Source organism: Hydrogenophaga sp. RWCD_12, assembly GCF_046604225.1.
In the GTDB taxonomy this organism is placed as follows: domain Bacteria; phylum Pseudomonadota; class Gammaproteobacteria; order Burkholderiales; family Burkholderiaceae_C; genus Hydrogenophaga.
This window is the reverse complement of record NZ_JBKIXC010000002.1, coordinates 932307-945871: the sequence shown is the minus strand read 5'-3', so window position 1 is coordinate 945871 and position 13565 is coordinate 932307. Positions and strand designations below refer to the sequence as shown.

At 65.4% G+C, this 13565-nt stretch carries 15 protein-coding genes; 7 read left to right on the top strand and 8 right to left on the bottom strand.

What is annotated here, in order from left to right; translation table 11 throughout:
* Positions 1-47: 47 nt before the first annotated feature.
* Positions 48-365 (top strand): pyrimidine/purine nucleoside phosphorylase, encoded by a 318-nt coding sequence (locus tag ACLIJ1_RS11680; RefSeq protein ID WP_411365680.1) that lies wholly within the window; start codon positions 48-50, stop codon positions 363-365.
* A 30-nt stretch (positions 366-395) separates the two neighbouring features.
* Complete coding sequence (gene argG / locus ACLIJ1_RS11675) at positions 396-1733, top strand: argininosuccinate synthase (protein WP_411365679.1); 1338 nt, start codon at positions 396-398, stop codon at positions 1731-1733.
* 141 nt (positions 1734-1874) lie between these two features.
* On the opposite strand, the gene murB is transcribed toward argG, so the two are convergent.
* A complete protein-coding gene (gene murB / locus ACLIJ1_RS11670; RefSeq protein WP_411365678.1) occupies positions 1875-2939 on the bottom strand; it encodes a UDP-N-acetylmuramate dehydrogenase in 1065 nt (354 codons plus the stop codon).
* A 39-nt stretch (positions 2940-2978) separates the two neighbouring features.
* Here murB and ACLIJ1_RS11665 point away from each other — a divergent pair, with 39 nt between their 5' ends.
* The 3 genes from ACLIJ1_RS11665 to ACLIJ1_RS11655 are packed head-to-tail and all read left to right on the top strand — an operon-like array spanning position 2979 to position 4781.
* Complete coding sequence (locus ACLIJ1_RS11665; protein ID WP_411365677.1) at positions 2979-3470, top strand: YajQ family cyclic di-GMP-binding protein; 492 nt, start codon at positions 2979-2981, stop codon at positions 3468-3470.
* Positions 3471-3494: 24 nt separating this feature from the next.
* On the top strand, positions 3495-4091 hold the full coding sequence (locus tag ACLIJ1_RS11660) for a hypothetical protein (protein ID WP_411365676.1): 597 nt from the start codon (positions 3495-3497) through the stop codon (positions 4089-4091).
* A gap of 24 nt (positions 4092-4115) precedes the next feature.
* Positions 4116-4781: a TIGR02281 family clan AA aspartic protease gene (locus tag ACLIJ1_RS11655; RefSeq protein WP_411365675.1), complete on the top strand. Its 666-nt coding sequence runs from the start codon at positions 4116-4118 to the stop codon at positions 4779-4781.
* A gap of 55 nt (positions 4782-4836) precedes the next feature.
* Here the strand turns inward: ACLIJ1_RS11655 and ACLIJ1_RS11650 are convergent, their stop codons facing one another.
* The 6 genes from ACLIJ1_RS11650 to ACLIJ1_RS11625 all read right to left on the bottom strand — a co-directional run bounded on the left by ACLIJ1_RS11650 (position 4837) and on the right by ACLIJ1_RS11625 (position 11111).
* Positions 4837-6627, bottom strand: a complete 1791-nt coding sequence (locus ACLIJ1_RS11650; RefSeq protein ID WP_411365674.1) for a DUF1566 domain-containing protein — start codon at positions 6625-6627, stop codon at positions 4837-4839.
* A 96-nt stretch (positions 6628-6723) separates the two neighbouring features.
* Positions 6724-7095 carry a RidA family protein gene (locus ACLIJ1_RS11645; protein WP_411365673.1) on the bottom strand — a complete coding sequence of 124 codons (372 nt, stop codon included), beginning with the start codon at positions 7093-7095 and terminating at the stop codon, positions 6724-6726.
* Positions 7092-7721 (bottom strand): glycerol-3-phosphate 1-O-acyltransferase PlsY, encoded by a 630-nt coding sequence (gene plsY, locus ACLIJ1_RS11640; protein ID WP_411365672.1) that lies wholly within the window; start codon positions 7719-7721, stop codon positions 7092-7094. Before plsY ends, ACLIJ1_RS11645 begins: the two co-directional genes overlap by 4 nt.
* A 55-nt stretch (positions 7722-7776) precedes the next feature.
* On the bottom strand, positions 7777-8268 hold the full coding sequence (locus ACLIJ1_RS11635) for an aminoacyl-tRNA deacylase (protein ID WP_411365671.1): 492 nt from the start codon (positions 8266-8268) through the stop codon (positions 7777-7779).
* Positions 8268-9311 carry an aldo/keto reductase gene (locus ACLIJ1_RS11630; protein WP_411365670.1) on the bottom strand — a complete coding sequence of 348 codons (1044 nt, stop codon included), beginning with the start codon at positions 9309-9311 and terminating at the stop codon, positions 8268-8270. The genes ACLIJ1_RS11635 and ACLIJ1_RS11630 overlap by 1 nt, the downstream gene beginning before the upstream one ends.
* A gap of 54 nt (positions 9312-9365) precedes the next feature.
* Complete coding sequence (locus ACLIJ1_RS11625) at positions 9366-11111, bottom strand: acyl-CoA synthetase (RefSeq protein ID WP_411365669.1); 1746 nt, start codon at positions 11109-11111, stop codon at positions 9366-9368.
* A 35-nt stretch (positions 11112-11146) separates the two neighbouring features.
* On the opposite strand from ACLIJ1_RS11625, the gene ACLIJ1_RS11620 reads away from it, so the two are divergent.
* A complete protein-coding gene (locus ACLIJ1_RS11620) occupies positions 11147-12058 on the top strand; it encodes an alpha/beta fold hydrolase (protein ID WP_411365668.1) in 912 nt (303 codons plus the stop codon).
* A gap of 13 nt (positions 12059-12071) precedes the next feature.
* Here ACLIJ1_RS11620 and ACLIJ1_RS11615 read toward each other — a convergent pair whose 3' ends face one another.
* The gene (locus tag ACLIJ1_RS11615; RefSeq protein WP_411365667.1) at positions 12072-12962 is read right to left on the bottom strand and encodes an alpha/beta hydrolase; all 891 of its coding nucleotides are present in this window, start codon (positions 12960-12962) and stop codon (positions 12072-12074) included.
* Between ACLIJ1_RS11615 and ACLIJ1_RS11610 the strand changes: the two genes are divergently transcribed.
* A complete protein-coding gene (locus ACLIJ1_RS11610) occupies positions 12961-13512 on the top strand; it encodes a hypothetical protein (protein WP_411365666.1) in 552 nt (183 codons plus the stop codon). The genes ACLIJ1_RS11615 and ACLIJ1_RS11610 overlap by 2 nt on opposite strands.
* The last annotated feature ends 53 nt before the right edge of the window (positions 13513-13565 follow it).

Genomic DNA, 13565 nt, shown 5'->3' with positions numbered 1-13565 from the left:
CCCGGGCGCCGTTCGGCGCCCGTTTTCTTTTTCCGGACCCTCTTCACATGACCACCTCGCGCATCGACGGCGTTGCCGTCACCACCCAGGCCAATGTCTACTTCGACGGCAAGTGCGTCAGCCACAGCATCACCTTCCCCGACGGCACCAAGAAGTCGGTCGGCGTGGTGCTGCCCGCCACCCTGACCTTCAACACCGGCGCGCCCGAGATCATGGAATGCGTGGCCGGCGGCTGCGAGTACAAGCTGGCCGGCACCGACGCCTGGCTCAAGTCCAGCCCTGGCGAGAAGTTCAACGTGCCCGGCAACAGCAGCTTCGAGATCCGTGTGACCGAGGCCTACCACTACATCTGCCATTTCGGCTGATCCGCGGCTGACCCAGAGACGAGCACACACATGGCCACCATTCTTCAGAACCTGCCCACGAAGCAGAAAGTCGGCATCGCCTTTTCCGGCGGTCTGGACACCTCCGCAGCCCTGCTGTGGATGAAACAAAAGGGCGCCCTGCCCTACGCCTACACCGCCAACCTCGGCCAGCCCGACGAGTCGGACTACGAAGAGATTCCGCGCAAGGCCATGGCCTATGGCGCTGAAAAAGCCCGCCTGGTGGACTGCCGCCTGCAGCTGGCGCACGAAGGCATCGCTGCCATCCAGTGCGGCGCCTTCCACATCAGCACCGGCGGCATCACTTACTTCAACACCACGCCGCTGGGCCGTGCCGTCACGGGCACCATGCTGGTGGCCGCAATGAAGGAAGACGACGTCCACATCTGGGGCGATGGCTCGACCTTCAAGGGCAACGACATCGAGCGCTTCTACCGCTACGGCCTGCTGACCAATCCCAGCCTGAAGATCTACAAGCCCTGGCTGGACCAGAGCTTCATCGACGAACTCGGCGGCCGCAAGGAAATGAGCGAGTTCCTGATCGCCAGCGGCTTCGACTACAAGATGTCGGTCGAGAAGGCCTACAGCACCGACAGCAACATGCTCGGCGCCACGCACGAAGCCAAAGACCTGGAACACCTGAGCAGCGGCATCCGTATCGTCAACCCGATCATGGGCGTGGCGTTCTGGAGGCCCGAAGTCGATGTGAAGGCCGAAGAAATCACCATCCGCTTCGAAGAAGGGCAGCCGGTCGCCCTGAACGGCCAGACCTTCGACTCCCCCGTGGACCTGTTCCTCAAGGCCAATGAAATTGGTGGTCGCCACGGTCTGGGCATGAGCGACCAGATCGAGAACCGCATCATCGAAGCCAAGAGCCGCGGCATCTACGAAGCCCCCGGCATGGCGCTGCTGCACATCGCCTACGAGCGCCTGGTCACCGGCATCCACAACGAAGACACGATCGAGCAGTACCGCATCAACGGTCTCAAGCTCGGCCGCCTGCTCTACCAGGGCCGCTGGTTCGACCCACAGTCCATCATGCTGCGAGAAACCGCCCAGCGCTGGGTGGCCCGCGCTGTCACCGGCGAGGTGACGCTGGAACTGCGCCGCGGCAACGACTATTCGATCCTCAACACCGAGTCGCCCAACCTGACCTACGCGCCCGAGCGTCTGTCGATGGAGAAGGTGGAAGACGCGCCGTTCAGCCCGCTGGACCGCATCGGCCAGCTGACCATGCGCAACCTGGACATCACCGACACGCGCGCCAAGCTGGGCATCTACGCCCACACCGGTCTGCTGTCGATGGGCGACGGCACGGCGGAGATCTTCAAGCTCGAAGGCGGGAAGTGATCTGACTGCGTGGAGCGGGCGGTGCCGGGGCGCGGCACTGCGCCGCTCATGTCCCCCGGCGGCTGCGTCCGCCTCGTCCTTTACTTCGCTTTGCAGTACCCCGCCCCGGCACCGCCCTGGGTATGCGAAAGTCCGAAAACTTCAGAGAACGACTGGCTCCGGCTCCAGCCGGATGCCAAAGCGCTCGTACACGCTGGTCTGGATCGCCTTAGCCAGGGTCATCACCTCGCCGCCCGTGCAGGGATGTTCGGCGTCGCCCTTGTTCACCAGCACCAGCGCCTGCTTCTCATACACGCCGGCGTGGCCCATGGTCTTGCCCTTCCAGCCGCAGGCGTCGATCAGCCAGCCGGCCGCCAGCTTGATGCTGCCGTCGGCCATCGGGTAGTGCACCACTTTCGGGTCGCGCGCGATGATGTCGGCGCACTGCTCGGGCGTGACGGTCGGGTTCTTGAAGAAGCTGCCGGCGTTGCCGATGACGGCAGGGTCGGGCAGCTTGGCGCGGCGGATTGCCACCACCCAGTCGTAGATCTGGCGCGCATCGGGTGAACGGATGCCGGTCTCGTCCATCTTGCGTTCCAGGTCCAGATAGCCCAGCACCGGTTTCCAGGGCTTGGGCAGCCAGAAGCGCACGCGGGTGATCACGGCGCGACCCGCCAGTCCGAAGCTGCGTTCGTCAGACGGCGCGTGCTTGAACACCGAGTCGCGGTAACCGAAGCCGCATTGCGCCGCGTCGAGGCTGAACGACTGGCCCGTGTGCAGGTCGATGGCGTCCAGCGAATGGAAGCGGTCCTGCAGTTCGACCCCATAGGCGCCGATGTTCTGCACCGGCGATGCCCCTACCGTGCCGGGGATCAGCGCCATGTTCTCCAGCCCGGGACAGCCTTGCTCCAGCGTCCAGCCCACGAAGCCGTGCCAGTTCTCGCCCGCACCCGCCTCGATCAGCCAGCCCTTGTCGGTTTCCTCGACCAGGCGCCTCCCGGCAATGTCAACCTTGAGCACCAGTGCCTTGACGTCGCCGGTGAGCACCAGATTGCTGCCGCCGCCGAGCACGAACACGGGAAACGTGGCAGAAGGTGTCCGCCATGCGGAACCCGCCATCAGCGCCCGCAGATCGTCTTCAGAGCGCAGCCGGGCGAGACCTTGTGCACGGGCGGCAATGCCGAAGGTGTTCAGCGGCTGGAGGGCAACATTGTTCTCGACTAACATCCATGAATTGTCTCATTCACGCCTCCCGGAGTTCCTTTCATGCCCTCTTTCGATACCGTTCTTGAAGCCGATTTCGTCGAAGTGAAAAATGCGGTCGACCAGGTGGCCAAGGAAATCGGCACCCGCTTCGATTTCAAGGGTTCCAGCGCCGCGATCGAGTTCAAGGAGAAGGACAAGGAGATCACGCTGTTCGGCGACGCCGACTTCCAGCTGCAGCAGGTCGAGGACATCCTGCGCAACAAGATGACCAAGCGCAATGTCGACGTGCGTTTTCTGGACATCGGCAAGGTCGAGAAGATCGGCGGCGACAAGGTCAAGCAGGTGGTCAAGGTCAAGAACGGCATCGCCAGCGAAGACGCCAAGAAGATCCAGCAGACCATCAAGAACAGCAAGATGAAAGTGCAGGCCGCCATCCAGGGTGACGCCGTGCGCGTGACCGGCGGCAAACGCGACGACCTGCAGGCGGCCATGGCCCTGATCCGCAGCGAGCTCAAGGACCTGCCGCTGGGCTTCAACAACTTCCGCGACTGAACCATGTTTCGCCCGAGCACCGAGATGGCATACCGCGCTCTTCGTCCGCTGACAGCACTGGCCCTGGCCGTTCTGGTCTGTGGCTCAGCCCAGGCCGGTGTCTACAAGTGCAAGAGCCCGACGGGCGCCACCGTGTTCCAGGACAGCGAGTGCGGCCCCGGATCGCAGGCGCTGGCCGCGCCCAAAGCGGAAACAGGCCTTGCGGTCGACCTGACACAGCCGTTCGAGAAACGCTTCAAGAGCCCCGAAGAAAAAGACCGGGTGATGGCGGCCATGAAGATCGCCGGCATGGAGCTGGCCATGCGCAAGAGCATTGATTTCTGCAAGGTCCGTGCCGCGGCACAGGTCGCCGACATTGAGCAGGTCTACAGCGAGTGGCGCAAGGACCATGCCCTGGCCATCACCGCCAGCGACCAGCTGATCGAGAAATACACCTCGATGAAGGAACGCAGCGACGCGTTCACCGAGGTCGGCGGCATGATCGACCAGAGCCTGAACCTGCGCGCCGGCAACGATGCCGCCCGCAACGTCGAAAACTGCAAGAACGCCCCTGCCAAGCTCAAGTCGTTCCTGGCCAATCGCCACACCGACGCCTACTCGGCGGTCGGCAAGCCGCGCTGATCCCGCCCAAACCGGAAGCTGCCTTTGACTCACCCTCTCCTGCGCACTGCATCGGTCCTGCTGCTGGCCGGGACCACCGTTTGGGTCAGCGCGCAGACGACCGCGCCGCAGGTTGCTCTGTCGGGTGTGTCGGGGCAGAAAGCCCTGCTGGTGATCGATGGCGCGCCGCCCCGGTTCGTCGCGATCGGCCAGACCCAGCAAGGCGTCAAGCTGCTTTCGCTGGACGGCGATGCAGCCACGGTCGAGGTCAACGGCCAGAAACAGTCGCTGCAGGTCGGCGGTGCCCCCGTCAGCGTGGGCAAGGCCAAGGCAGGCGGAGGCAGCCAGCGCATCGTGCTGACGGCGGACCCGAGCGGCCACTTCCTGCCCGACGGCCAGATCAACGGCAAGACAGTGAAGTTCATGGTGGACACTGGCGCCACCACCGTGGCCCTCGGTGCCGCAGAAGCCAAGCGCATCGATCTCAAGTTCGAGCACGGCAAGCGCATCCAGATGAGCACCGCCAACGGGGTGTCGGTCGGCTACCTGATCCGGCTGGATTCCGTGCGTGTCGGGGACGTGGTCGCCTACGAAGTGGACGCCGTGGTGTCGCCCCAGCCCATGCCCTTCGTGCTGCTGGGCAACAGCTTTCTCAACCGCTTTCAGTTGCAGAAGACCAACGACCAGCTGACGCTGGAAAAGCGCTTCTGAACTGTCTGCGGGTCGAGCCTCGCATTGCGGGTACTTCCGACCACCTGTCTGTTCGTCACTGCGGAACCCGCACCAACCGAACGGCATCAAGGCGGGTGCGGACATCAAACTCGACGTTCCCATTGCCGAAGACCACATCCCATGCAGCGGTCGTGTTCCCCACAAAGGGTGAAGATGACCAAACCCAGGTGCCGCTGGCACCCGGAAATGACGCTGGATCGATGCGGGCACCGCTGGATCGCCCGGTATCCACCAGACTCGACAGCTCTTTCACGTTGGGAAGCCTCCAGCCGGTCTGACCCTTGGCGTGTGTCAGCGCCTGCTCGTGCGTGTAAGTGCTAACGGTGCCGGTGCAAGTCGATCCGTTCCAGGTTCTCCCTTCCTCGCAGCGCCGCCATTGCAGACCTGTCCATGCATCGTTGACGAGGTTGTTGGCCGCATCACTGCCGTAAGGCACAGAACCGAAACTGAACCGAGGACTGGAGCTGGTGCTTCCGTGCACCAGACGTACTCCGTAGCCGAGTGATCGATAGGTGTACGACGACGAGCCATCGTTGAAGTCGACAAACCAGGCTTGAAGGCTGTCGGCTCCGTCCACATTGGCGCTCCAGAATCGGCCTGCGAACGTATTGGGGAACCAGGCGCTCTCGATACTGGGCGTCACCACCCCGTGGTCCGCAATGCCCAACAACTCCTGACGCGTCGGCAGACGCCAGTCGCTGTAGCCACACAGGTTCATGTCGTTGACCAGGACGACATAGCCGCTGGTGTCGTCACTCAGGCCATTGCCGAGATTGGTGAACGCGTTGTCCTTGTCGCGCAAGCCCCCGTCGTCGGTCTTGCCTTCCCAGACCAGGCCCGTCACGTTGTCCCTGACACAGCTGGTCAGGGGATGGTTGAGAACCAGAGAGGCGCGCAGGGCTGAATAGCTCATCGGATTCACGGCCGTCCGGTGTCCGTCCTGCTGCGGGTAGAGTGCCAGTGCGCCGCTGCCGCTGCAGGCCACCAGCGTGTTGCTGCCCGACTGGTAGCACTGCTGGTCCGTCAATCCCGTGTGCGGCAGCTTTTCGCTCGTCCAGTTCGTGTCCAGCACGTAGTAGCCCACCCCCTCGAAGCTGTAGACCGCAGCCAGGTTGGCGATGATGCTGTTCTTCTCTTCTTCGCTGGCCGTGTAGAAATGAAAGCCCCGACTGGGCACATAGAAGCGGTAGAACGGCAGCAGCCCCTGCCCCGAAACCTGGCTGGCGTGGTACGCCACGCCCTCGTACTGGAACTGCGGCAGGTTGGCCACCACGTTGGCCCGCTCGGTCTCGCTGATGGTGTAGAAATGCACCCCACTTTGCGTGTTGTAGAACCGGTGCACCGGGCTCAGGCCCGGAGAGAAATCGCTGGCCACCGAGAAGGCTTCGCCTTCGTGGCTGAACGGTGGCGACAGCGTGTTGATGACGTTGTCGCGCTCGGCAGTGCTGGTGGTGAAGAAGTGCGCGCCCGTCGCACTGTTGTAGAAGCGGTAGACAGGGATGCGCACGGCCGCTGCCTTGCGAGCCACGGACCCGGAGAGGTAGGCAGTCTTGGCAGCAATCTGTCCAGGCGGAAGCTTTTCCAGCGGAAGGGCGTCTCCTGCTGCGTCGGCCAACCGAGCCGACTTCTCTGCCGCAGCGAGTTCGGCCGCATTCAGCACCGGGCCTGCGGCAAGGGCCGCCTCCCGCCCAGTGGTTGGGCCACTGTTGTCCACCCCGGAGGACGAACCACTGCCACCGCAGGCAACCAACCCTGCGATCAGTGCGAAGGCGAGCAGCCAGCGTGCGCGCGGCAGTCGGCTCCAGAGAGATGTCGTGCTGAACATGGCTTCCTTCCTCCTGAAACAGGAGGATAGGAAGCCTTCAGGCGGATCGGGAAGTGACGAAAGTCATGTCTTCGGTCCGATCCTGAGCAAAAGAGCTCAGGCTTGATCAGGCGCAAATTGAGCCGCAGTGACGACCACCTCGATCTTCCAGGCCGGGTCGGCCAGGGCAGCCTGCACCGTCGCACGCGGTGGCGCGGTGCCCGGCACCACCCAGGCGTCCCAGACTTCGTTCATCGCACCGATCTCGCGGATGTCGGTCAAGTAGATCTGCGTGCGCAGGATGCGCGACTTGTCGCTGCCCGCCTCCTTCAGCCGCTGCTCAATCTGGGCCAGCACGTCGCTGGTCTGGCTGCGGATGTCGGACGCTTCGCACTCGGGCACCATGCCGGCGAGATAGACCACGCCGTTGAAGACAGCGGCCTCGCTGTAGCGCGTGGCCATGCCGATGCGGGTGATGTCAGCGCTCATGATTTCTTCGCTCCCAGTTTGCTTTCCTTGCCCGCCACGAGACGGTTGATGTTCTCTGCGTGGCGCCAGACCAGCAGCAGTGCCATCAGCGCCAGCGCCAGCACCTGTTTGCCCGGGGCGCGCCAGACCACGTCGTCACCGAACAGGAAGAAGGTCGGCGCGAAGATTGCGGCGACGATGGACGACAGCGACGAGTAGCGGAACGCATAGGCCACGATGACCCAGGTCAGCAGCGAGGCCAGCCCGAGCCAGGGGTTGAAACCGATGATCACGCCCGCCGCAGTGGCCACGCCCTTTCCACCCACGAAGCGGAAAAACACTGGCCAGAGGTGGCCGAGGAACGCAGCCAGCCCCACCAGCGCCACCGTGCCATCGCCCAGGCCCCAGCGCTCGCCCCACCACTTGACCACCACCACCGGCAGCCAGCCCTTGAGGGCGTCGAGCACCAGCGTGAGGATGGCTGCCTTCTTGCTGCCCGAACGCAGCACGTTGGTAGCGCCCGGGTTCTTGCTGCCGTAGGTGCGCGGGTCTTCCAGCCCCATCAGGCGGCTGACGACCACGGCGAACGACAGCGAGCCGATGAGATAGGCCACGAGCGTGGCGATGGCGGGGTACAGGGCGTCCAAGATCAATTCCTCGGTGTCGGGCCGCCGGAGGTTCGGCGACCGCGCAATGGGCTGACTATTCTGCCAGCGCGCACTGCACCGGCTTCGCACCCAGCGGCCCGGCCAGCACCGCCGGGTCGATGCCAACCAGAAAACCGCGGCGGCCGCCGTTGATCCAGATCTTCGGCAAGGCCAACACCGTCGACTCGACATACACCGGCATGTCGCGTTTCAGGCCGAACGGCGAGGTGCCGCCAACCAGGTAGCCGCTGTGCCGGTTCGCCACTTCGGGCTTGCAGGGCTCCACCGACTTCGCGCCGATCTGCCGCGCCAGGTTCTTGGTCGACACCGTCCGGTTGCCGTGCATCAGGATCGCCAGCGGCTTGGCCGACTCATCCTGCATGATCAGGGTCTTGACCACCGCAAAGGGATCAAAGCCGAGGACAGAGGCACTGTGCTGTGCACCGCCGTGCTCCAGGTACTCGTAGGGATGTTCGGTGAACGCCACGCCATTGGCCTTGAGCCAGGCGGTGGCGGGCGTTTCGCTGACGTGACTCTTCTTCGCCATCACTGAGCCGGGTCGCGCAGCTCCCAGCGGATCTTGTCGATCTCTTTCAGCAGCTCCGGCGACAGCGCCGTCTCCCACGCGTCCAGGCACTGGTCCAGCTGCGCCAGCGAGGTCACGCCGATGATGGTGCTGGCGACCTTGGGGTGGTGGTAGCAGAAGGCCAGCGCCAGCTGCGCCGGCGTCATGCCGTGCTCGCGGGCCAGCGCGTTGTAGCGCTTCGCGGCGGCGAGCGCCTCGGGCCGGCCCCAGCGTTGCGCCTTCATGCTGTCGTACAGCGCCATGCGCCCGTGGTCGCCGACCAGGCCGGTGTCGTCGTACTTGCCGGTCAGAAGACCGAAGCCCAGCGGCGAGTAGGCCAGCAGCGACACGCCCAGGCGGTGGCAGGTTTCGTCCAGGCCGTTTTCATAGGCACGGTTGATCAGGCAGTACGGGTTCTGCACGGTCGCAGCGCGCGGCAGGCCCATCTGATCGGCGATGCGCACGAACTCGTGCACGCCATACGGCGATTCGTTGGACAGACCGATGGCCCGCACCTTGCCGGCCTTGACCAGTTCGGCCAGCGCTTCGAGCTGCACCTCGATCGAGGGCATGGGACGGTCCTTGGACCCGTCGAAATAGATCGCGCCGAACACCGGCGTGTTGCGGGCCGGCCAGTGGATCTGGTAGAGGTCGATCACGTCCGTCTGCAGGCGCTTGAGGCTGCCCTCGCAGGCTTCGATGATGCCGGCCTTGCTGACTTCGCCGCGAATCCAGGGCATGCCGCGCGCCGGGCCGGCCACCTTGGTCGCCAGCACCACCTTCTGCCGGGCGCCGGGATTCTTCGCGAACCAGTTGCCAATGATGGTCTCGGTCGATCCGCAGGTTTCGGCCTTGGCCGGCACGGAGTACATCTCGGCGGCGTCAATGAAGTTCACGCCGCGCGCCAGCGAGCGGTCAAGGATGGTGTGCGCGTCGGCCTCGTTGACCTGCTCGCCGAAGGTCATGGTGCCCAGGCAGATGGGGGTGACTTGCAGGCCGCTCTGGCCCAGGGTGACGTGGTTCATGGGTGGGTTGGAAAGGGATGAAAACGGAAGACTGTTGGCGAGTTTAGAAGCGATTCAAAGCCCGCGCTGACGCGCGCGTTCCTCTTCCTGCAGCCGCAGCACGCGCCGCTGCACCTTGCCGGTGGTGGTCATGGGCAACGCATCGACGAATTCGATCTCCTTGGGGTATTCGTAGGGCGCGAGCTTGCCTTTCACGTGCGCCTGCAGGCTGGCGACCAGCACGTTGTCACCCTGCGCACCCGGCGTCAGCACCACATAGGCCTTGACCACCGCGCCACGCTCGGCGTCCGGCTTGGGCACCACGGCCGCATTGGCCACCGCCGGGTGCTTGACCAGGCAGTTCTCGATCTCGCTGGGGCCGATGCGGTAGCCCGCGGCCTTGAACACGTCGTCGCTGCGACCCTGGTACCAGAGGTAGCCGTCGGCGTCGCGCACCGCGAGGTCGCCGGTGCGGCACCACGAGTCCGCCATGTCGCCGGTGAACTTGGCGCGCGTCGCACCGTCGTTCTTCCAGTAGCCCAGGAAGAAGATCGGGTCGGGATCGCCGTGGATGTCGAGCCGGTGCACCGCCACATCGCCCGGCACGCCGACCGGGCACTCCTTGCCGTCATCGTCGATCACCGCCACGCGGTGGCCCGGATAGCCCTTGCCCATGCTGCCAGGCTTCGCGGGGTACAGGCGCGCGCAGTTGCCGACGATGTAGTTGATCTCGGTCTGCCCGAACATTTCGTTGACCGTCACACCCAGTTCGTCGCGGCAGTAGGCGAATACCGCATCGCCGACTGCTTCGCCGGCGCTCATGATGGCTTCGACCTTCAGGTCGAACTGCCGGCGCGGCGAGGGGTAGGCCTTCATCATGGCCTTGAGCGCGGTCGGAAACAGGAAGGTGTGCGTCACGCCGTGGCGCTGCATCAGCTCGAAGGCGGTCTGCGGCGTGAAGCGGCCGTTGAAGCCCACGATGGGCCGACCGAAATACAGCGAAGGCAGCAGCGCGTCCATCAGCCCCCCGGTCCAGGCCCAGTCGGCCGGCGACCAGAACACCGCCTGCGATTGCACCGAGGTGTCGAACGGGTCGAAGCCGAACCAGTTCTGGCTGCAGACAAAACCGGTCAGGTTGCCGATCAGCGCGCGGTGCGGGATCAGCGCGCCCTTGGGGTTGCCGGTTGTGCCGCTGGTGTAGATCAGCACTGCGGCCTCGTCGGCCAGGGTGTGCACCGCATCGAAGTGCGCCGGTTCCTGCGACAACACCGCCGTCCAGTCAAGCACGCCCTGGGCGCCGGCGCCGACCGCAATCACGCTGCGCAGCATCGGGCATTGCCCGCTCACCGACTGCAACGCCTCCAGGGTGCCGGCGTCGCACACCGCCACCACCGCCTCGCTGTCGCGCAGCCGGAACTCCAGCGCCTCGGGACCGAACAGCTGCGACAGCGGCATGCCGACCGCCCCCATCTGCAGCACCGCCATGTAGGCCACCGCGGTCTCGAAGCGTTGCGGCATCACGATGGCCACCCGGTCGCCGCGCTGCACCCCGAGCGCGGCCAGCGCGTTGGACAGGCGGTTGGCCTGGTCCTGCAGCTCGGCGAAGCTGTGGCGCTGGTCCTCCCGTCCGGGTGAACAGGCGATCACCGCGGTATGCGCCGCCATGACAGGGTTGGCCGCCCAGCGGCGCGAACAGACCTCGGCCATGTTGAAACGCGGCGGCACCTTCCAGCCGAATCGCCGGTGCAGATCGACGTAACCGTCGGCGGTGGTGCCCGTGGCCTTGCTGTTCGGGGTGTCGCTGTGTTGACGCTGGCGCATCACCGGTCTCCGTCTCGTTCCTTATGATGGATCGAATGTATCAAGCCCTGAACGAATCCCGCAGCACCTTCGTGCCAGTGCGCCAGCTCTCATACCACGTCCGCCAGTGGGGCGAACGCCAGCCCGGACGCGCGCCCCTGGTGCTGGTGCACGGCTGGATGGACGTGTCGGCCTCGTGGCAGTTCATGGTCGACGCGCTGCGCGAACAGCGCTGGATCGTCGCGCCCGACTGGCGCGGCTACGGCCTGACGAAGTCGGGCCAGCCGCCTGCCGACAATTTCTGGTTCCCCGACTACCTGGCCGACCTGGACTTCCTGCTCGACGCGCTGGCGCCCGGCGAGTCGGTCGATCTGGTCGGGCACAGCATGGGCGGCAACGTGGCCATGATGTACGCGGGAGTGCGCCCTGAACGCATCCGCCGGCTGGTCAACCTCGAAGGCTTCGGCATGCCCGAAACGCGCCCCGCCCAGGCTCCTACCCGCTACGCGCAGTGGATCGACGAACTCAAGGCCCTGCACCGGGGCGACATGGACCTCAAGCCGTACGACAGCGCCGACGGCGTGGCGCGGCGGCTGATGAAGACCAACCCGCGGCTCTCGCCAGACAAGGCCGACTGGCTGGCCCGGCAATGGGCGGCGCCGGATGCCGAAGGACGCTGGACCATCCTCGGCGACGCCGCCCACAAGGTCGTCAACGCCAACCTCTACCAGTTGCCCGAAGCCCTTGCCCTGTACGCCCGCATCACGGCGCCGGTGCTCTCGGTCACCGCCAGCGACGACAGCCTGACGCAATGGTGGAAGGGCCGCTTCACGATCGAACAGTACCGCGAGCGCCTGCGCCACGTGCCACAACTGACCGAGGCACAGATCGGCGACGCAGGCCACATGCTGCAGCACGACCAGCCCGAGGCGCTGGCCCGGCTGCTCGAAGACTTCCTGCGGGACTGAACAGGCGAAGTGCTCAGGGCTGCGCGCAGTGCGCGGCCACCTCGCGCCAGGCGCTGGCGTAGGTCCCGGTGTCGTCCTGCTGCAGGTTGCTGTGTCCCAGCGGCAGCGCGACCCAGTGCTTGGGTTCGGGCGCCAGTTCGTAGGCGCGGCGACCCAGCGACCAGGGCACCGTCTTGTCCAGCGTGCCGTGGATGAACCAGACCGGCGGATCGACCTTGCCGATGTCTTCTGATAGCGCCATGCGCTGCGACCCCAGTGCCACGAGCCCGTGGCCCAGCCAGCCGACCGCCTCGGTCGCGACATCGGTGAAGCTGGTCAGCGCACTTTCCAGCACCAGCGCGCAATAGGCCTGCTGGCCCGCCACGCGGCGTGCCAGCCGGGCTGCGACCGCAGACCCCATCGAGTGGCCGTAGATCACCCAGCGCACCGGCGGACCACCCTCTGCATTCGCCCGCTGCTGCACCGCCTGCCAGGCCGCCCAGGCGTCCTCGTGGATCGAAACCTCATCCGGCACACGCGGGCTGGAAACACCCCAGCCCCGATAGTCCGGCAGGTACACATCCAGTCCTGCGGCCTGCATCGGCACGGCCTTGGGCAGGTTCTGGAACGCGTGACGGAAGGTACCGTGCAGATAGAAGACACGAATGCGGCTGGAGGCCCCCGCCACGGCCGGTACCTTCAGCACGGTGACCTGCTCGCCCTCGCCGACCGGCACCTCGAACGAAGAGACCTCCGGACGCTGCGCCAGCATGGCCTGCCAGGCGGTCGACTCGGCCACCGGCGTGGGCCGATACACTTTGCCCCTGGACCAAGCGTCCAGCGACGAACAGCCCTGCAACAGCAGGGCCGTCAACATCAGGCACCACACCCCGGCTCGGCCCGGGAACCTTTCCACCATGTCCATGGCTGAGCATCGTATTTCATCGCCGCTGTCCGCCGGCCTCCTGCTGACGCTTGCGTTGTCGGTCCAGCCTGCGCACGCCCTCGACTTCGATGTCGACCTCGAACTTTGCCCGGGGCTGCAGCACGCGCTGGCCCAGCCAGCCGGCACCGGCGAGCGGGACCTGTTCCTCTCGAACTACACCCACCACTGGACGCCGTCGGACGAGCACCAACGGGTGCGTGCCCTGAGCGTGCACCAGCGCCTGGCCAACGACCGGTTCTGCGGATTCAGCCTGTTCACCAACTCCTTCGGACAGCCCTCGACCTACATCTTCGTGGGCAAACGCTGGCCAGAACTGGTGCCTGGCCTGCCCCGGCTCTATGGCTCCGTCAGCGCCGGCCTGCTCTACGGTTATGTCTCGCCCTACCAGCACAAGGTGCCGTTGAACGTCAAGGGCTTTTCCCCGGCCATCGTGCCGACCCTGGGCTACCAGATCACACCCCAGCTGTCGGTCGAGGCCCATGTCCTGGGCACGGCGGCAGTGATGTTCGGCGCGGCGTGGCACTACTGACCCGCCCCGCGTGAGAAAATCAGGGGTTTCGCGGAGATCCGCAAGATTCCCGA

Coding starts and splice junctions, on each gene's coding strand:
- ACLIJ1_RS11660 (WP_411365676.1), top strand. CDS start 3,495: ATGGCATACCGCGCTCTTCGTCCGCTGACAGCACTGGCCCTGGCCGTT.
- ACLIJ1_RS11615 (WP_411365667.1), bottom strand. CDS start 12,962: ATGGACATGGTGGAAAGGTTCCCGGGCCGAGCCGGGGTGTGGTGCCTG.
- ACLIJ1_RS11620 (WP_411365668.1), top strand. CDS start 11,147: ATGTATCAAGCCCTGAACGAATCCCGCAGCACCTTCGTGCCAGTGCGC.
- ACLIJ1_RS11650 (WP_411365674.1), bottom strand. CDS start 6,627: ATGTTCAGCACGACATCTCTCTGGAGCCGACTGCCGCGCGCACGCTGG.
- ACLIJ1_RS11665 (WP_411365677.1), top strand. CDS start 2,979: ATGCCCTCTTTCGATACCGTTCTTGAAGCCGATTTCGTCGAAGTGAAA.
- argG (WP_411365679.1), top strand. CDS start 396: ATGGCCACCATTCTTCAGAACCTGCCCACGAAGCAGAAAGTCGGCATC.
- ACLIJ1_RS11630 (WP_411365670.1), bottom strand. CDS start 9,311: ATGAACCACGTCACCCTGGGCCAGAGCGGCCTGCAAGTCACCCCCATC.
- murB (WP_411365678.1), bottom strand. CDS start 2,939: ATGTTAGTCGAGAACAATGTTGCCCTCCAGCCGCTGAACACCTTCGGC.
- ACLIJ1_RS11635 (WP_411365671.1), bottom strand. CDS start 8,268: ATGGCGAAGAAGAGTCACGTCAGCGAAACGCCCGCCACCGCCTGGCTC.
- ACLIJ1_RS11625 (WP_411365669.1), bottom strand. CDS start 11,111: ATGCGCCAGCGTCAACACAGCGACACCCCGAACAGCAAGGCCACGGGC.
- ACLIJ1_RS11645 (WP_411365673.1), bottom strand. CDS start 7,095: ATGAGCGCTGACATCACCCGCATCGGCATGGCCACGCGCTACAGCGAG.
- ACLIJ1_RS11680 (WP_411365680.1), top strand. CDS start 48: ATGACCACCTCGCGCATCGACGGCGTTGCCGTCACCACCCAGGCCAAT.
- ACLIJ1_RS11610 (WP_411365666.1), top strand. CDS start 12,961: ATGGCTGAGCATCGTATTTCATCGCCGCTGTCCGCCGGCCTCCTGCTG.